Source organism: Cellvibrio sp. (assembly GCF_039207905.1).
Lineage (GTDB): Bacteria > Pseudomonadota > Gammaproteobacteria > Pseudomonadales > Cellvibrionaceae > Cellvibrio.
The window spans coordinates 1-18317 of sequence record NZ_JBCECX010000058.1; the positions used below are offsets into that span (position 1 = coordinate 1).

Here is an 18317-nt window from a genome sequence, read left to right on the forward strand (position 1 = left end):
ATTGATGACGACCAGATCCGGCGTCCATTGTTTAAAATTCCACTTCGACTCGTTATCACCCACTGCACTTAACTGATCGTAAAACTGCGGCATGATAAAAGGGAACCAACTGATCATAATCCCGATACCGCTTTGTGAAATGGTATGCAGCTCGGCATTAAGATTGCGCGCAGTAATTGCACCGTAAGCCCAGTAATTATTTTTTTCACTAAGCAAATGATCCGCACCGTTATCCGCCCCCTCATTACCCATGCCGGTACTGATGGAATCGCCGTAGATTTCTATCCGCCGTGCTGATCGCGCCGGTGGCGGTAATAGTTTGGCATCGGCATCCAACACTAAACCTTTGAACGTCGTAGCGCCTTCTTCACCTTCAGTGCGCTTATAAATTTCCAGAGTGTGATTACCCGGTTTTAATGCGGTGGAAATAACGTAGGTCTGCTCACCTTGTTTGGCTTCCAGCACGTAGGGATGCTGGGTTTCGCCATCCACAATAATATTGAAATAGTTTTTACCCAGCTGATCATTCAGGGTTAACGCCAAGGAGGTGCCAGTAAAATTGGCTTTGATACTTGAGCCAGTCCAACTGAGGGAAGGTGCCTTTTTATCCGCAAAATCGATTCGGCCAGTGTAGAGATAGTTGGGATTATCAGCGCTGATTTTCTGTACTGGTTCCGCCATTGCAAGGCCGGAAAAGCACAGTGCACCAATTAAAAAACTGTGAATTGCTTTCATATAGGGGTCTCGTGTCAGGAATTATTTGATCAATATACTCTTGTTATAGTGGGCCATATTAATCAGCTACCGTCACAAATACCATCCAAATGCCAGCCCAATAATTAAAAGAAGCGTAAACCTTATGACCAGACGCCGAGAATAAATTGGTCACAGATCAGGTAATTGCTCACAGATAATTGAATAATACAAGACTGTTTTTACGCGGGCTTAGCTGTCAGTATTTCCCGTCAATCACATTATGAAACCAATCCAGTGAGGGCTTCTATTTTGGGCGCGAACGACATGACCATTGAAAACCACAACGAATATTTTTCACAGACCTTTAGCGGTATGGATGTCGCGGGGGAATCTTTTACTGAGATTGTGTTTGAAAACTGCACCTTCCAGCAATGCAATTTTTCGGGTGTGCGTTTTTATAAGTGCAAGTTTGTAGACTGTGTATTTACTGCATCTAACCTGAGTAATATCAGGGTTGATTACAGCAAGTTTTTTGATACCAGTTTTAACGAGAGCAAACTGGTGGGAGTCGATTGGACTAAAGCGGATTGGCCGCGCTTTAACTTTACGGCGCCGATCAGCTTTAGCGAATGCATTATTAACGACTCATCATTTTTTAATCTTAACTTGAGCGAGCTTGCGCTAGAACATTGCAAAGCACATGACGTGGATTTTAGAAATGGGAACTTCACCAAAGCGAAATTTATCTTTACCGATTTCAGCAACAGCTTGTTTATGAAAACCAATCTGCAAGAAGCCGATTTCAGCGAAGCTGAAAATTACGATATTGATATCTTCAATAACCAGATCAAAGCGGCCAGGTTCAGCCGCTTGGAAGCAGTAAGATTATTAAACTGTTTGGATATAGATTTGGTGGATTAGCAACGCAGGGAAATTAATGTTTCACTGCGCTAACATCCACACCCAATAATCCAATCACTTTTTTACTGGGAAAACCATCGGCAATCATGCCTTGTTGATGCTGGAATTCACTGATACCGCGACGAGTTCCTGGCCCAAGAATCCCGTCAGGTGTGCCCACATCGAAACCGCGTTTATTTAGCTGCTCTTGCAGGGCAACTACCTGATCACGATGCAAACGTGGTGCATCTTCTGGCGGTGGCTGCACCAGTTTTTCTTTACCAGCAATGCGGTCAGCAAGATGACCTACTGCAAGTGCATAAAATTCTGAGCGGTTCCAACGCATGATGACATTAAAGTTGTCATACACCAAAAATGCAGGTCCTTGGTAACCAGAAGGCACGAGTAACGAAGCCTTTATATCGGCAACAGGAAGCGGTGTCTTATCCGCTTGGGTTATACCCAATTTGCTCCACTCGGAAATGGTTTTGCTATTTTTTAAACCTGCTTCAAGGAATGGAAAATTAGCAGGCAGTTTCACTTCACGCCCCCAGCGCTCACTTGGATTCCAACCAAGGCTTTGTAAAAAATGTGCCGCCGATGCCATAGCGTCTGCTGTACTATTCCACAGATCGCGTTTTCCATCGCCATCATAATCGACTGCGTTCTTTAAAAATGCAGTCGGCATAAATTGCACATGCCCCATAGCACCAGCCCATGAACCAATCATTTTATTGGGTTCAATTGCACCTTCATCGAGAATGCGCAACGCTGAAATTAATTCGCCGGTGAAATAGGTACTGCGGCGCGGATCACAGGCCAAAGTTGAAAGCGAATCGACTACCGGGATATTGCCAAAGTAACTTCCGAAATTGGTTTCCAGCCCCCAGAATGCGAGCAAATAAGGTACCGGCACACCGTACTGCGCTGAAACGCGATCGAGCAACGCTTGATGTTTCACCAACAATGCTTGGCCTTGCTCAATACGTTTATCCGTCACACGGCGATTAAAATAATCGGCAAAAGTAGTAGTAAATTCTGGTTGCTGGCGATCCAATTCCAGCACGCGCGAATTCAGTTTTGCTTTAGCAAGACTGTTGCTAATGGTTTTTTTTGATATTCCAGCTTGCTGTGCTTTTTCTTCAAATGTAACAAGACAGGTTGCGAAATCCGCAGCGGTAATCATGGGTGGTGGTTTCAGCGGTTGCGCGCTACTTGCAACTGAAGTTTGTGTTGTTGGTGCTTTTGTTTGAGTGACAGTGGCTTGCGAACTGGCTTCAAGGTTTGAAGACTCGGGCGCTTGTGCGCAGGACATCAAACTCAAACAACACACAAATGGAAATATATTCTTGATAGTTTTCATAACAACTCCGAAATACAACGACCGGATTTTACGCTTTAACGATAATCACGGTATATCTTTAATAGCAACACACTAGCGAACATAAAACGGAATATTTGCTACCGCTGCGCGGTTAAAATCATTGGTGACATAACCAAATAAACGGTAAGGGCCTTTTGCAGCAGGAGCAGTAAATTCCAATGCACCTTTGCCGTTATCTTTTACAAATAAACCTTCAACAGGATGCGGACGCGATTCGCGATCGCCTCCCGCTTTAATATCAGTGCTCTCGGGTAATACTTCCCAGCGGATATGAAACTCTTCTTGTGTAGGATGAAATGCATCCAAATGTGCGCTGTAGGTTTTTCCCGCTTGTAAATAAATATTGTCCGTCGCTTTTTTTCCGTCGATCAAAAAGCTGCGAATTGACGGCGCGCGATGTTCAGGCCATTTTCCCGTCCACAAATATTGCATGCTATCGATCACTTCCGTTGCATCGCCTGATTCCAGAAACAAGCCATACCAGGTTGGTGTAGTTTCCTGTTTTTGTCCCCAGAAGAATGCATAGGAGCCTAAGGCTTTATCGGGCGCGCCTAGCACACCGGCCTCATAACGCTCGCGATAGGATTTGGCCTTTTCTGTGCTGGTTTGTTCAATAGGTACATCCCAAGCTGTTTTGGCAATTTGCCAATGTCCAGTCGGGCCCCATTCAGTTACTGCGTAAGCGCCTTTCCAGCCGATGCTATTTAATGTGTGCGGCAGGGTTTCAAGCCCTCCATAAATATTCACGCTCAGGTAATCAATACTCGGCACACGCTGCATAATCAGGCGCGCTTTTTCTGCATCAATTCCTGCGGTAACTGTAGTAACTAAATGATTGGGATCTAACTTCTGGATTGTGCTGGCGATATCTTCAATCGCATACCAGACATTGGTATTGGTATAAAACAAATCCACTTCATTGCCGATGCCCCATGCTAGAAGCGCAGGATGATCTTTGTATTTTTTAACTTCATTGATCACAAATTCTTTTTGCGCAGCAACTGCCGCTTTATCGTTGTAATCAAATCCGTGACGCTCATGGCCGATACTCAAACCAAGCATAACGGTTAAGCCTAATTCATGGGCGCGATCCAAAATTCTTTGCGCATCGTCTGTGCTCCAGGTACGAATAGAATTTCCGCCACTGGCGGCAAGCAATTCCGGATTAGTAGAGCCACCCGCACCGCGAATAAAATAAGGTTTTCCTTCGCGATAGATTTGGAATTTCCCGTCTTTATGTTCAAGCGTAACGCTGATTGCACTTGATTTAGCAGCGGAAGAAGGTGGGGGAGTTGAATTCGGGTTATTACAAGCCGCAAGCAAGAGCGAAAGCCACAGAGCGGAAATTATTTTTATCGTCATTATTGTGCACTCTTTAATAGGTAAAGATCACATCTTTACCGGAGTTTATTGTTGGCGCGAGGCGAAGTCGCGATTAAATGCGAGCAGTTTATCAGGCTTATCGGTGAATACTGCATCCACCCCCAGCGACTCTACGTAAGCCCAATCATCTTCGTGATTAAGGGTATAGACCCAATTTTTCAGCCCGCGTTCTTTTGCATCCTGAATTAATTCTGGTGTAAGGAAACTTAAATGGGTATTAAACGAATAAGCAGCGAGTGGCTCACAGCACTTGGCGTAATCAAGCGGGATACCTTCAATCAACACGCCGCGCTTGATCTGTGGCAATTGCTGCATACATTGGAATAATTGCTGGTGATCAAAACTGGAAATAGTGTACTGCTCATAATTGCCGCTATGACTGCCCACATAATCTTGCAGTACGCGCACAAGTGTCGGCACGGAATTAGCGCCTTTGATTTCGATATTGAGAACCGCTTTATCACCCACCAATTCAAGAATTTGTTGCAGGGTTGGAATTGATTCACCATTTTCCAGGCGCTGCTCGCGCAAATAGCTTAATGGTTGTTCAGTGATAATCCCCTGCCCGGAAACAACGCGCCCCAAGCGGCGATCATGGGTGACCAGCAATTCGCCTTCGATTTGAAATACATCGATTTCGACCGCATATACACCCAACGCAAGTGCGCGCTCGATTGCAGCCAAACTATTTTCCGGCAGTGGTGCGTTAGCTATTTGGGGCCCGCCGCGATGGGCAATACATAACAAAGGTGTCATAAAGCGCTCGTTCAGGAATTCAGTCGGTATAATGCCGCCCTTGAGCGGTTGTCGGAGTATGGCAGCCGTGTTTTGAATCAGCAATGCAGGTGTCAGCGTGGATATACCCAGTATCGAACAAATTGTTAATCACAGTATATTTTCAAAATTTTTGATTGTATTTGGCTGTATTGTGACCTTTTATCTCGCCGCCAAGCTGTTGGACAAGATTATTCACGACATTAGTTTGAACCGCGCACTGGGCGATTTGCGTGTGCTCTACATGACCCGCCTGATGAATATCGGGATGGTGTTTTGCTGCATCGTGGTCATGTGTTTATTTTTGGGCTTGGGCTACAGCGAGATTTCTGTATTCCTGTCGTCTATTTTTGCGGTTGTCGGCATCGCCTTGTTTGCCCAATGGTCGATCTTGAGCAACGTGACCGCCAGCATGATTATCTTTTTCGGCTTTCCTTACAAAGTGAATGACCGCATCAAAATCCTCGACAAAGACGACGATATGAGCGGCATCATCGTCGAAATCACTATGTTCCATGTGATTCTGAAACGCCCTGACGGCAACCTGATTACCTATCCCAATACCTTAATCCTGCAAAAAGCCGTGCTCAAGCTGGATCATGTACCTGAGGCCATCGCCGAAAATGCGGACGAAACCGGTACCTTACCGCTTGAACAAATGCGCATGCAGGACAAACCCAAGGTCGAGCAACAGCGTTAACCCCCCCCTTCCACCCCTTGTTATACCAACAGCCTGATGGTTAAACATGCATCAGGCTGTTATCAATCATGCCACTCAGGATACCCATCCTACGCAACATAAATTGTCGTCATTTTGTGTGCTATCTGTGTTAGCGCAATCACAAGTCATTTACCAAGCTAAATCCCGCCTATATATTCGCCAGCGCTGCTTTGTAGTCGATACAAAACACACTAGAAAATATCGAAAAGATAGCGCTTTCACATCATCAATTAGAAAGGACTAACTCGGCGATAAATTCCCTGGCAACAAACAATAATAGTTAACACTACCCATGGAGAATTCACCCCATCATGCAATCCCTGATTAAAAGCTGTGCCCTGCCCTTGGCAATCCTGAGTTTGACCGCGTGCGGCGGTGGAGGTGGCGGTAGCAAACCTGCGCCATCGCCAACCCCCAGTTCGATGGCTGCAAGTTCGGTAGCTGCGAGCTCAGTCGCCCCAAGCTCTACCCCTGCCAGTTCAGCGGCGCAATCGAGTAGTGCGGCATCTGCTGGCGCGATTGAAAGCACTCAAGCGGCCGCAAGTTACACCGGATTTACGGTTGCTAAAATCGACAACTGCGGCGCTGGTATCACCCCTGCGGCCAACACATTTAAATTGTTTGCCGATTACGACGGCGGAGTGCAAAACCAAAGCCTCTCCAGCTTGAAATTCAGCGGCTGGAACCATTCAAATAATGAGAACAAAGGCCGCGCTGAATGGGCAAAACTCAACGTCAGCAATCACGCGACTTACGACTTTGCCACTAGCGCAAAAGTGAACGATAGCTGTAACGGGGTTGATACCATCAATATGGTATTGGTGAAAAAAATCGCCGATTGGGATTTCCAACACTCCAATGGCTTTGAGAAAAACATTACCGCCGATGGGATCGAATTCGGCGATATTGAAAACGTCATTATCGATTTAAAAATTAACAGCGCCAAAACCTTCCTGCCCAGCATCGATTCACTCAAGTCAACTTACGCAAGCCATGTGAGCGGCGACGCTATCGACGAGATTGAATCAGGCAAAGTGAATATCGGCATGGTGATTTACGATGGCAAAACCGAACCAGTGCTGGATGCAAAACGCATCATCCAATTGGATCAATCTGTATTAGCAGATCAATGGATTCGTCTGACTATCCCGATGAAAGACCTGCAGTTTTGCTCAAACACCAGCTACCATTGCACCCCCAAAACACTCGCAGACCTGAGCAACAAAGTGATTGCGGGAATTCAGTTTGTCGGCGAAACAAAAACCGGCGCCGTCTTGCGCAGCAAAATTACTGACGCTAACTGGAAAAGTGCAACGCCACCTGAAGCCTTTAAAGAAATGGATATAAGTATTAAGAAAATCGAATTCCAACTTAAGTAAGCTACAGCTGCAAAAAAATGGCGGACTACTGAATGCAGTCCGCCATTTTTTTCGCTTTATTTAGGCAACATAAATCCAAATTAGATTTGAATCCTTGTACCTAATTCAATTACTGCGTTATCGGGTAAGCGGAAAAATTCAACTACACCACCGGCATTGCGCGTCATCGCGGAAAATAAACGCTCACGCCAATGTGCCATACCGCCACCGGTAGTAGACACAATCGATTCGCGGCTTAAAAAATAACTGGTTTGGAAATGCGGAATCGACAAGCCGTATTGCTCGCAAAGTTTTAATGCACGCGGTACATCGGGTACATCCATAAAACCAAAAGCAACTGTCACGCGCCAGAAACTATTGCCTAATTCTTCAACCTGCACGCGTTCCGCTTCACTTACCCAAGGCACATCTTTAAATTGCACAGTCAGGATTATATTGCGCTCATGCAGTACCTGATTGTGTTTCAGGTTATGCAGCAGCGCTTGAGGCACGGTAGATGCATCAGCGACCATATACACGGCAACACGTGCTGCGCGGGGAATTTCATTCGGGCGCAAGGTCGGCAGGAAAGTTTCTACTTCCAAACCATCGCGATGAATTGTTTGCATCACGATGGTACGGCCGCGTTGCCAAGTGCTCATGATTAAAAATAACAGCGCAGCAACCAAGAGCGAGAACCAACCGCCATCCAAAAATTTAAGCGCGCAGCCGGCGACCAGAAAAATATCCACCGCCAAAAAGAATAGCGTTGCACCGATTGCAATCGGCAGCGGTAATTTCCAGCGGCCGCGCACCACAAAAAAAGTCAGCAAGGTTGTGGTCGCCATGGTTACAGTCACCGCGATACCGTAAGCGCCCGCCAAACCGGATGAACTACCGAAGAACAACACCACCGCAATCACCCCGGCCAATAACATCCAATTCACTGCTGGCATATAGATTTGTCCGGCTTCACGCGCCGAAGTGTGCAATACCGTCATGCGCGGCAAAAATCCTAATTGGATCGCTTGGCGAGTCATCGAATATGCGCCGGAAATAACTGCTTGCGACGCAATAATCGCGGCCATAGTGGCGAGAATCAGCGCGGGCCAAATTAATGTTTGCGGAAAAAGTTTGTAAAACGGATTGGCGATAGCAGTTGGATCGGCCAATAACAGCGCGCCCTGCCCCATGTAATTGAGCGCGAGCGATGGCAAGACCAGATAGGTCCAGGCGATCTGGATCGGCTTGCGGCCAAAATGGCCCATGTCGGCATAAAGTGCTTCTGCACCGGTGAGCGCCAACACAATCGCACCTATGGCCGCGAACACATACCAACTGCGCCCCGCTAAAAATTGCCAGGCCTCAAGCGGATTCAACGCCGCGAGAATTGCCGGTTGGGCGATCACATGGGCAATGCCCGATATCGCCAACATCAAAAACCACAGGGTCACTATGGGGCCAAAGACTTTGCCCATCACCCCTGTACCGAAGCGCTGCACGAGGAACAAACTGATCAGGATGGCGAGGGTTATAGGCACTACTAATGGCTTCAATGTCGGCGTTGCTATCTCCAAACCTTCCATCGCGCCCAACACGGAAATCGCGGGAGTGATAATGCTGTCGCCATAAAATAGGGTCGCACCAAACAGGCCGATCATCAAAATAATGCGACGCAATTGCTGGTTGGAACCGGCGGTTTTGGCAGCGAGCGCGGTGAGCGCCAGTGAGCCGCCCTCGCCGCGGTTATCGGCGCGCAAAATCAGGATGACGTACTTGAGGGTGACCACCAGCATCAACGCCCAGAAGATGGTCGAAACAGCGCCGATGATATGGGCCGAATCCAGCGGCACGCCGGTCGCGGGCGCAAAAATTTCTTTTACGGTGTAGAGCGGGCTGGTGCCGATATCGCCGTAGACCACGCCGATGGCGGCCAGCGTCATAGCAGCCATACCCTGGCGCGCAGGCGTTGAAGGTGAAGCGGATGGATCGGCGGGTAAGGAGGAAACAGTCATGGAAACTACCTATGCAATGAAGACATCGCCAGTGTTCCCAATCACGCATCAGGAACGCATAAGTATTTTCGTAAGGATAGTAGAAGAAAAATTAATCGCGCGTATCCAGCAGGCGATAACCAACACCCGGCTCGGTCAATAACAGTTGCGGCTCGGCCGGATTGTCCTCCAGCTTGGCGCGCAATTGCCCCATATAAAGCCGCAGGTAATGAGTGTGCTCCAGATATTCCTGCCCCCACACATCCACCAGCAATTGGCGATGGGTGACAACCTGTCCGGCGCTGCGCACCAGCCGCGCGAGCAGATTGAATTCCGTCGGCGTTAGATGAATAAGTTCATCATTGCGACTGACCCGATGATTAGCCAGATCAATAACCAGATCGCCCTGCTCATAACGAGTAACTGCCGCTCGTATCTGATTGCCGCGATGGCGCAGCGCCACGCGCATACGCGCGAGCAGCTCGCCGATGCTAAATGGCTTCACCAGATAATCATCGGCGCCCTCGTCCAGCAACTGGATTTTTTGCCCCTCGGCCTCACGCGCAGAGATGATAATTACCGGCGTGGATTGCTTGCGCCTGAGCTTGACCAGTAACTCGCTGCCGTCACCATCGGGCAAGCCTAAATCCAACAAGATCAAATCAAATGCTGGCGCTGCCGACTCGCCCAATTGAGTTTGCCCGTACATCGCATGCGCTTCGGCGAGGCTCGCCGCAGTGAGCACTTGATAGCCCTCGACCAACAATGCCTCGCGCAAAGTCGCGCGCAACTCGCGGTCATCTTCCACCAACAACAAGCGCAAACTCATAAATTAGCTTCCGGATTTTGAGGTTGGGCGCGTAGCGGCAAACGGCACTCGAAGCTGGTGCCCTCTGCACTCACATGAAACTCCAATTCACCGCCGTGAGCGCGGGCAATGGCGCGGCACAGCGCCAACCCGACGCCAGCGCCACCGGTTTTGCGATGATCACCGCGTTGGAAGACTTCAAATAATTGTCCGCCTTCCTCAGCCATTCCGGTTCCTTGATCACGTACTGCAAGAACAAGCTGGCCTTTATCCAAATATGCCAACACCTGCACTGGCGATTCTGGCGGGCTGTACTTGAGCGCGTTGTCGATCAGGTTTTCCAACAGTTGCGACAACAATAAAGAATCGCCCCACAACAGCGGAAGGTCAGGCTCCAACTTTGCCGACAAGCGCTGCTGCGGATCATGGCTGCGCATACGGCGGATCACGCTTCCCACAATTTCCTCTGCCGATTCCCAATCGCCGCTGATGTTGTTGCCAATCGCATCCAGCCGCGCCAGCTGCAACACATTACTGGTCAGGCGACGCAGGCGATCTGCTTCATCCACAATGCTGCGCGCCAGTTGCTGGCGCTGGCTGTCGGATAAACGCTCGCTTTGCTGATCGAGTGATGATGCGGCGCCCATGATAGTCGCGAGCGGTGTGCGGTAATCGTGGGAAATAGCGGCAAGTAAGGTATTGCGCACCTTTTGCGCCTGCGCCTGATCATTCGCCTGTCGCTCTTGTTGCTGGATGTGATGACGCTCCAGTGCCGCGCCCATTTGGTCGCACAATGCCTGCGCCTGGGTCAGCGACGGAAACTCATCGGCGTTGGCGACACCGGAAATCATCGCCGCGCCCGAGGTCATACTGCGCCCACGCAGCGGTAAATAGAGCGCATCCAATTCCTGATAATGACCGGTGCCCGGCCCCAGCGCCTGACCGCCACGCAGGCAATGCCAGAGCGCATCGTCTTGCTCAGCTGAAGTCGCGCCGATTTTATTTAAGAAGGAGGTGAGGTTTTCGGCGGGAAGCGGCCCGGTCAAAGTCACCAGTGCCACCCCATGTGCACCCGATGCCGATAACTGCTGCAGCGCCAGATATAAATCCTGATTTAACTGATGCGGATCATCAGCATCGCGCAGCTTATCACCCCAGGTGCGCAACTCTTCCGCGGCTTGCGCATAGGCTTGGGCCTTGCGCGTTTGCGCGCGCAAAAACACCATCAAGCCCGCAATCATCACATTCACCACCAACATCGCAAGCAGCAATACCGTGTGCTGGTGTAGATCAATCGCAAAAGTGCCACGCGGCGGGACAAACGCCCAATTGAACGCGATCAACGCCACCACACTAGCAAGCAAGGTTAACCGCAGCGGCAACCAAAGCGCCGAAATCGCCGAGGTAAGTACCAGCAACAAACTGAGGTTAAGCGGATCAAAATGACTATCGAGGAAGAGCAACAAGCACCAGCCCAGCAACCAAACCGCCAGACCGATGCCCAATCGCAACAACTGTTGAGGAGACGTAAATGCATTCATAAGCGAGAGCTTAGCAGCAACGCTGTTAGGAACGTATAAGGATTGGCGGAGATTGGAAAACTATATCACTGGATGATATAGTTAATACAAGGACGATAGGAGTGACATCATGGACAGACTCTTCAAGACCAGGACTTTTAACCGCTGGAGCGGCGCAGAAGTAACCGACCGAGCACTGTGCAATGCAGTTGCCGAGATGAAACAGGGCTTGGTAGATGCCAACCTCGGCGGCAATGTTTTCAAAAAGCGCGTTGCTATTGCAGGGCGAGGTAAACGTGGCGGAGCCAGAACACTCATCGCTACCCGAATGCAGGATCGCTGGTTTTTTGTGTTTGGTTTTAACAAAAACGAGCAAGACAATATCAGCAACAATGAACTGAAATTTTTACAACAACTTGCCAGCGACCTCCTATCGCTGACCGATCAACAGTTGGAGATCGCCGTGAATGCCGGCGAATTGCGGGAGATATATTGTGAAAACACAAACTAGTCGCTTGTTAGATGAGGTACAGGAAACAGTTAGCGGATTGCATCAGGCTGGCGTCATTAGCGCGCGCCGCATGAGCGAATACGAGCAATTACGTAATCTGGAAGTGCAAGAAATTTCCCCGCAACAAATCAAAGCCTTGCGTTTGCGCGAACACCTTAGCCAAGCCGTGATGGCCGCCGTACTCAATGTCAGTACGTCTGCATTACAAAAGTGGGAATCGGGCGATAACAAACCTAATGGCTCGTCGCTGCGATTGCTAAATATCATTGAAAAAAAAGGCCTGGAGGCGATCCTCTAGGCCTTTTGATTTACAGATTTTTTATCGGGCTTTTTACAACACCGACACTATCGCCTTGGCGACGTAATCCATTTTTTCTTTAGTCAAACCGGCTACGCTGATGCGGCTGGTGTCGGTCATGTAGATGCTGTAGTCGCTTTTCAGTTTGCGCACTTGCTCTACGCTCAGACCCAAAAATGAAAACATGCCGCGTTCTTGGGCGATAAAACCAAAATCGCGCTGTTGTTGTAACTGGTTGAGCGATTGCACCAGCTGCACTCGCAGACCGGCGATGCGTTCGCGCATAGAGGTCAGTTCGTCGCTCCAGACTTTGGTCAGTTCGTCGCTGTGCAAAATAATATCGATCAACGCAGAGCCGTGTGCAGGCGGCATTGAGTAAAGCGCGCGGGTCACGCTCAGCAACTGGCTGTTGCCCGCATCGGCTTGGGTTTGGTCAGCAAACACCAGGCTCAAACTACCTGCACGCTCGCGGTACAAGCCGAAGTTTTTGGAGAAGGAAGTCGCGATCACCACTTCCGGCAAACGCGCAGCCATCAAACGCAGGCCGTAGGTATCTTCTTCCAAACCTTCGCCAAAACCCTGATAGGCCATGTCGATAAACGGAATCACACCGCGCGCTTCCAATACATCGGCAACTTGATCCCATTGCGCGCGCGACAAATCAGCACCGCTCGGGTTGTGGCAGCAGGCGTGCAGCAAAATCAAATCGCCGCGCGGGATTTCATTGATAGTCGCAAGCATGGCTGCAAAATCAATGCTGTGGGTTTTGTAATCGTAGTAAGGATATTCACGCAGGCTCAAACCGGCGCTGCCAAGTAATGGGACATGGTTTGCCCAAGTCGGGATACTCACCCACAGGCTCGCACCGGGTTTTGCGCGCTGGATTAACTCAGCCGCAACACGCAGGGCGCCGCAACCGCCGGGGGTCTGGATAGTGCGCACGCGCTTGGCGGCAACTGCCGGATGATCGGCGCCGTACACCAGTTTCGTAACTGCTTCATTCGCGCCGGGATAACCCGCTGGCGGGGTATAAGCTTTGCTGGTTTCGCGGGCAATACGCAGTTTTTCCGCCTCAGCCACCGCCTTCATAATCGGCGTTACACCTGCATCATTCTTGTAAACACCCACGCCCAGATCCACTTTATTTGGGTTGGTGTCATTGGCATAGGCGATACTCAGCCCCAGAATAGGATCGGCAGGCAACAGAGAGAGGGATTCAAACATGGCAAACTCCAGACGCAATCAACAAGCATTAATGGACAGATAGCTAGATAAAACCGGGCGCGATTATACGCCGGGTTTTGGCGCCAGCGTAGCACCGTCAGGTAAAGATCATGGCACCCTTAGGTAAAGAGCTGAACGCCGCTAAATAAACCGCGAAATGCAGCAGGATATGTTAATTTGCGCGACCTTCAACAAGGAAAAGACTTATGACATTCGATTGGCAAATAGCGCCTCTCAACCGCGAGCTGGTTCCGGAGATCCAACAGCGGATTGACCAAAAAACCAAACCCTTGGGCGCACTCGGTCAGCTTGAACAAATCGCACTGCAAATTGCGCTGGTGCAACAACGCAAACGCCTGAGCATTGAACGCCCGCTGATGTTGGTGTTTGTTGCCGATCACGGCATCGCTGAAGAAGGCGTGAGCATCGCGCCCAGCAGCGTCACCCAACAAATGGTATTCAACTTTTTAGCGGGCGGTGCGGCAATCAATTGTTTTTGCCGCGCGAACCATATTCCGCTCAAAGTAATTGATGCCGGAATCAAACACGAAATAAAACCTGCGCCGTCAGCCTTGATATTGCATCGCATTGCCGCTGGTACGCGCAATTTCGCGCATGAACCAGCGATGACGCTCGCACAAGCGGAACAAGCGTTAACATTCGGAAAAGAATTTGCCGAAGCTGAACTCGCCGCCGGTTCCAATTTATTAGCCTTTGGTGAAATGGGGATCGGCAACAGCAGTTCCGCTGCCGCCATTCTCGCTGCGATTAGCGGTGCACCAATGGAAACCTGTGTAGGTTTAGGTACGGGCATTAACAGCGAACAACTCGCTAAAAAAATCGCGTTAGTGAAACAAGGTGTAGAACGCATTCAAGATACATCGCCACTCAATATTTTGTGTGAAGTCGGCGGTTTTGAAATCGCACAAATTTGTGGTGCTATGCTCGCCACCGCGCAAGCGGGCCGTTTGATTTTGGTGGATGGGTTTATTGTCGGCGCCGCTGCGCTACTCGCAGTCAGCATCAATCCGAATGCGCGCGACTATATGATTTTTGCACATCGCTCGGAAGAAGCCGGTCACCAATTAATGCTGCAATTGCTTGATGCAAAACCCTTACTGGATTTGGGGTTACGTTTGGGCGAAGGCACAGGTGCAGCACTTGCGTTGCCACTCATCCACGCGGCAGTGAGTTTTTACAATCAAATGGCCACGTTTGACAGCGCTGGAATTAATGCCGATATCACCTCAGGAAATCCATCGGCTACAACATCTGGAACGCTTGCGTGAAGCAACAGCTGAATTTATTTTTTCTCGCGCTGGGATTTTTTAGCCGCATTCCCATGCCCGCATGGGTTTTGTATTCGCCGGAAAACCTCAATCGCGCGAGCCGCTATTTCACGTTGGTCGGTTGGTTATTGGGTGGATTGGTTGCGCTGGTTTTTATCGCTGCCAACAGTATTTTTTCCAACTCTGTTAGCTTATGGCTGGCGATGGGATTCAGCTTGCTACTCACTGGCGCCTTCCATGAAGACGGCCTTGCTGATACCGCAGATGGATTTGGCGGTGCGTTTGCGCGCGAGAAAAAACTCAGCATTATGAAAGACAGCCGCATCGGCACTTACGGTGCAACTGCATTGGTGATGGCGCTGTTGGGAAAATATGTGCTGCTGATCGAGAACACCCACATTGCGTTGAGCTTGATCATCGCCTACACATTATCGCGCACTGTCGCAGCCAGTTTGGTTTTTGATATGCGCTACGTTGCCGATGAAGACGGCAGTAAAAGTAAACCACTCGCCGATAACCAATCCAAAACTGACTTGATTATTTTATTGGCCAGCGCACTACCCGCACTTTTCTTTTTGAACTGGCCCAATGCACTGCTAATCATTGCAGCGCTGATATTTATTCGCTACGCCGCCAAATGGTATTTCAACAAACAAGTCGGCGGCTACACCGGCGACTGTTTGGGTGCAGCACAACAGATAAGTGAATTGGCAATTTATCTGCTACTACTCATCAATATCAGCCTGATACCCATCACTTGGTAATGTGATAGGTTTTCTCGTCAGATTCTTCGTCATAATTCTGGCCATCCCGTTTTGCTTTCTTCTCAATGTATACTTCCGGCTGTTTAAGCGGCTCCAAGTCCATTGTTTTATGTGTAACACCTTCAAATATTGTGGCCCAAAGTTCTTTATTGGGTCGCTTTCTTTTCAAATGCGCAATAAACTTTACCGCAAGGTACATCACCAGAAAAAATCCGATCACCAAACCACACTGAATATAAATAGCGTTCATAGCCACCCCGCTCCATTGGTTCATGGGTTATGGGTTATGGGTTATGGGTTATGGGTTATGGGTTATGGTGATGATTATTTAATATTCAAGTTTCAGGATTAAAAACTGACATCATTATGATTAGCTTAATGCTCGGCGGCGCCCGCTCGGGCAAATCCCGTTTCGCCCAACAGCTCGCTATTGATAGCAAATTGCCCGTGGTGTATCTCGCCACAGCAACCGCATCAGATACAGAGATGGCTGAGCGTATCGCACACCACCAACAAAATCGCCCTGCTGAATGGCGGTTGCGCGAATGTCCGCTTGAGCTTGTGCAAACCATTTATGAAGAAGGCCAGCAATCACAAACTATTTTGGTGGATTGTTTGACACTCTGGCTAAACAACCAATTATTTAACAATCCGCAACAGGACTTCCCTGCGCTTTTTCAGCAATTACTCGATGCAGTTAGCGCGAGCAAAGCTCAAATTATTTTTGTCGCCAACGAAGTTGGCCTCGGCATTATTCCGCTTGGTGAAATCACCCGACAATTTGTCGATGAAGCAGGCCGTTTGAATCAGATGCTCGCGCAGCAAGCGGACAAAGTATTTTTTATCGCCGCCGGTTTACCTCTCACTTTAAAAGACACTACAAAATGAGCGATAGAAAAATAACCCTGGTTCGCCACGGTAAGGTCAATGGCAAAGCTGCACTTTATGGTCACACCGACATTGAATTAAGTGAACAAGGCAAATTGGATTTGCGCAACACCATGGAACATGTGCATCAGGATTCTGCAATTGATCGTATCCTTAGCTCACCGTTAACTCGCTGCGCTGCACTCGCAACCGAATTTTCATTACAACACCAGATTCCGTTACACATTGAACCGGAATTGATGGAAATGCATTTTGGTAAGTGGGATGGAATCGCGTTCGATGAGCTGGGTGATGAATGGGTAAACCTGGAAAATTTCTGGCAAACACCCCACTCCGCCCAGCCACCGGGCGGTGAATCGCTGAATGATTTCGCGCAGCGCGTTATCACCGCGTGGGAATTACTGCTCAGCAATGATGGCTATCAGCACCAACTAGTGCTCTGCCACGGCGGCGTTATCCGGATCATTATCGCGCACATATTGCAGCTGGATTGGCGCAACCCTGCGCTGTTCAGGCAATTGCAAATCGACTACGCGAGCCACACCCGCATCGACATAAGCAGCTTTCCAAACGCCCTGCCGCTAGTCAGATGGATCGGGGCTCGCTAAACCCGCTGTAACACGCAGGTAAAATTCTTGATAAAGAATAACTATCTGTTGGAACTAAACCATCCCGAACGGCTGTGATAACTTGAACACCTTGGAAAGTCCGAACCTATTATCGGCATCATATTGGCAATAAAAGAGATGTAACCATGACAAAAATAAAACAGAGCTTTTCCTACCTCACGATTACCGGCGGCCTGATTGCGCTGATGTATTGGATCATCGTGTTGGGTACGAAGGTAAATCAAAAAACGGATGCAACCGGAGCGGCAGTCGCAGCTGATGGTAGTCAATGGGATAATTTTATCACCGGTATTGTGCACAACCTGAATCATCCACTCGCTGTTCTGCTCGCACAAATTGCAACCATTATTTTTGTAGCACGGGTGTTCGGTTGGATCTGTACCAAAATCGGCCAGCCAGTGGTGATTGGTGAGATGATCGCAGGCATTATGCTTGGCCCATCTTTTGTAGGTATGCACTTCCCTGAATTTTCTGCTGCATTATTTCCCAAAGCATCATTAGGCAATTTGCAGTTCGTTAGCCAAATTGGTTTGATTTTATTTATGTATATCGTGGGAATGGAAATCAGTTTAAAAACACTGAAAGACAAAGCCTATGATGCAGTAATTATCAGCCACGCCAGTATTTTTATTCCATTCACATTAGGCGTTGGTCTGTCGTATTTTCTCTACGCCGAATTCGCACCAGCAAATGTGCCCTTCTCAGTCTTTGCGTTATTCAGCGGCGTTGCCATGAGTATCACCGCATTTCCGGTACTCGCACGCATTGTGCAGGAACGCGGCCTTAACAAAACCAAACTCGGCACCATTTCACTGACCTGTGCCGCAGCAGATGATGTGAGCGCCTGGTGTATCCTCGCTGCACTCATCGCGTTTGTAAAAGCGGGTACCTTTATCAATGGTTTGTTTACCATCGTAATGGCAATTGCTTATGTGTTCTTTATGATCCGTGTGGTGCGTCCGTTTTTGCAGCGCATCAGCGAAAAACACAATACCGTCGAAACCGTAACACGTCCGGTAATTGCGATTTTCTTCCTCACCTTGATTTTGTCGGCCTACGTTGCAGAAATCATTGGTATCCATGCGTTGTTCGGTGCGTTTATGGCCGGTGCGATCATGCCTGACAATGAGAACTTCAGAAAAATCTTTATCGATAAAGTACAGGACGTTGCACTGG

General features: G+C 48.9%; 19 protein-coding genes. 10 read left to right on the forward strand and 9 right to left on the reverse strand.

What is annotated here, in order from left to right; translation table 11 throughout:
• Nucleotides 1–735, reverse strand: a 735-nt coding sequence (locus tag AAGC78_RS20825) for an electron transporter RnfD (protein ID WP_435786036.1), incomplete at its 3' end; no start/stop codon positions are given.
• A gap of 285 nt (nt 736–1020) precedes the next feature.
• Between AAGC78_RS20825 and AAGC78_RS20830 the strand changes: the two genes are divergently transcribed.
• Complete coding sequence (locus AAGC78_RS20830) at nt 1021–1617, forward strand: pentapeptide repeat-containing protein (RefSeq protein WP_435786037.1); 597 nt, start codon at nt 1021–1023, stop codon at nt 1615–1617.
• 13 nt (nt 1618–1630) lie between these two features.
• Here the strand turns inward: AAGC78_RS20830 and AAGC78_RS20835 are convergent, their stop codons facing one another.
• From AAGC78_RS20835 to AAGC78_RS20845, 3 genes are all read right to left on the reverse strand, one after another.
• A complete protein-coding gene (locus tag AAGC78_RS20835) occupies nt 1631–2959 on the reverse strand; it encodes a lytic murein transglycosylase (protein WP_435786038.1) in 1329 nt (442 codons plus the stop codon).
• Nucleotides 2960–3031: 72 nt separating this feature from the next.
• The gene (locus tag AAGC78_RS20840; protein WP_435786039.1) at nt 3032–4342 is read right to left on the reverse strand and encodes a glycoside hydrolase family 2 TIM barrel-domain containing protein; all 1311 of its coding nucleotides are present in this window, start codon (nt 4340–4342) and stop codon (nt 3032–3034) included.
• 45 nt (nt 4343–4387) lie between these two features.
• A complete protein-coding gene (locus AAGC78_RS20845; RefSeq protein WP_435786040.1) occupies nt 4388–5119 on the reverse strand; it encodes a glycerophosphodiester phosphodiesterase in 732 nt (243 codons plus the stop codon).
• A gap of 97 nt (nt 5120–5216) precedes the next feature.
• Between AAGC78_RS20845 and AAGC78_RS20850 the strand changes: the two genes are divergently transcribed.
• Entirely contained in the window at nt 5217–5837 is a 621-nt protein-coding gene (locus AAGC78_RS20850) for a mechanosensitive ion channel domain-containing protein (RefSeq protein ID WP_435786041.1), read from the forward strand.
• Between the two features lie 332 nt (nt 5838–6169).
• Complete coding sequence (locus tag AAGC78_RS20855) at nt 6170–7237, forward strand: hypothetical protein (RefSeq protein WP_435786042.1); 1068 nt, start codon at nt 6170–6172, stop codon at nt 7235–7237.
• A gap of 80 nt (nt 7238–7317) precedes the next feature.
• Here AAGC78_RS20855 and AAGC78_RS20860 read toward each other — a convergent pair whose 3' ends face one another.
• The 3 genes from AAGC78_RS20860 to AAGC78_RS20870 all read right to left on the reverse strand — a co-directional run bounded on the left by AAGC78_RS20860 (nt 7318) and on the right by AAGC78_RS20870 (nt 11559).
• Nucleotides 7318–9231: a potassium transporter Kup gene (locus tag AAGC78_RS20860; protein ID WP_435786043.1), complete on the reverse strand. Its 1914-nt coding sequence runs from the start codon at nt 9229–9231 to the stop codon at nt 7318–7320.
• A gap of 91 nt (nt 9232–9322) precedes the next feature.
• On the reverse strand, nt 9323–10039 hold the full coding sequence (locus AAGC78_RS20865; protein WP_435786044.1) for a response regulator: 717 nt from the start codon (nt 10037–10039) through the stop codon (nt 9323–9325).
• A complete protein-coding gene (locus AAGC78_RS20870; protein ID WP_435786045.1) occupies nt 10036–11559 on the reverse strand; it encodes a sensor histidine kinase in 1524 nt (507 codons plus the stop codon). The genes AAGC78_RS20865 and AAGC78_RS20870 overlap by 4 nt, the downstream gene beginning before the upstream one ends.
• Before the next feature lie 109 nt (nt 11560–11668).
• Here AAGC78_RS20870 and AAGC78_RS20875 point away from each other — a divergent pair, with 109 nt between their 5' ends.
• Together AAGC78_RS20875 and AAGC78_RS20880 are read left to right on the forward strand one after the other, a co-directional pair.
• Entirely contained in the window at nt 11669–12049 is a 381-nt protein-coding gene (locus AAGC78_RS20875; protein WP_435786046.1) for a type II toxin-antitoxin system RelE/ParE family toxin, read from the forward strand.
• Entirely contained in the window at nt 12033–12347 is a 315-nt protein-coding gene (locus AAGC78_RS20880) for a helix-turn-helix domain-containing protein (RefSeq protein ID WP_435786047.1), read from the forward strand. The genes AAGC78_RS20875 and AAGC78_RS20880 overlap by 17 nt, the downstream gene beginning before the upstream one ends.
• A gap of 33 nt (nt 12348–12380) precedes the next feature.
• Here AAGC78_RS20880 and AAGC78_RS20885 read toward each other — a convergent pair whose 3' ends face one another.
• The gene (locus AAGC78_RS20885; protein ID WP_435786048.1) at nt 12381–13571 is read right to left on the reverse strand and encodes an aromatic amino acid transaminase; all 1191 of its coding nucleotides are present in this window, start codon (nt 13569–13571) and stop codon (nt 12381–12383) included.
• Between the two features lie 206 nt (nt 13572–13777).
• Between AAGC78_RS20885 and cobT the strand changes: the two genes are divergently transcribed.
• Both cobT and AAGC78_RS20895 read left to right on the forward strand, forming a co-directional pair.
• Nucleotides 13778–14860 carry a nicotinate-nucleotide--dimethylbenzimidazole phosphoribosyltransferase gene (gene cobT / locus AAGC78_RS20890; protein WP_435786049.1) on the forward strand — a complete coding sequence of 361 codons (1083 nt, stop codon included), beginning with the start codon at nt 13778–13780 and terminating at the stop codon, nt 14858–14860.
• Nucleotides 14857–15624: an adenosylcobinamide-GDP ribazoletransferase gene (locus AAGC78_RS20895; RefSeq protein ID WP_435786050.1), complete on the forward strand. Its 768-nt coding sequence runs from the start codon at nt 14857–14859 to the stop codon at nt 15622–15624. Before cobT ends, AAGC78_RS20895 begins: the two co-directional genes overlap by 4 nt.
• Here AAGC78_RS20895 and AAGC78_RS20900 read toward each other — a convergent pair.
• Nucleotides 15614–15874 (reverse strand): hypothetical protein, encoded by a 261-nt coding sequence (locus AAGC78_RS20900; RefSeq protein WP_435786051.1) that lies wholly within the window; start codon nt 15872–15874, stop codon nt 15614–15616. The genes AAGC78_RS20895 and AAGC78_RS20900 overlap by 11 nt on opposite strands.
• Nucleotides 15875–15990: 116 nt before the next feature.
• On the opposite strand from AAGC78_RS20900, the gene cobU reads away from it, so the two are divergent.
• From cobU to AAGC78_RS20915, 3 genes are all read left to right on the forward strand, one after another.
• Complete coding sequence (gene cobU / locus AAGC78_RS20905) at nt 15991–16512, forward strand: bifunctional adenosylcobinamide kinase/adenosylcobinamide-phosphate guanylyltransferase (RefSeq protein ID WP_435786052.1); 522 nt, start codon at nt 15991–15993, stop codon at nt 16510–16512.
• Nucleotides 16509–17120, forward strand: a complete 612-nt coding sequence (locus tag AAGC78_RS20910) for a histidine phosphatase family protein (protein ID WP_435786053.1) — start codon at nt 16509–16511, stop codon at nt 17118–17120. The genes cobU and AAGC78_RS20910 overlap by 4 nt, the downstream gene beginning before the upstream one ends.
• Before the next feature lie 146 nt (nt 17121–17266).
• On the forward strand, nt 17267–18317 hold a 1051-nt coding region (locus AAGC78_RS20915; protein WP_435786054.1), incomplete at its 3' end, for a cation:proton antiporter.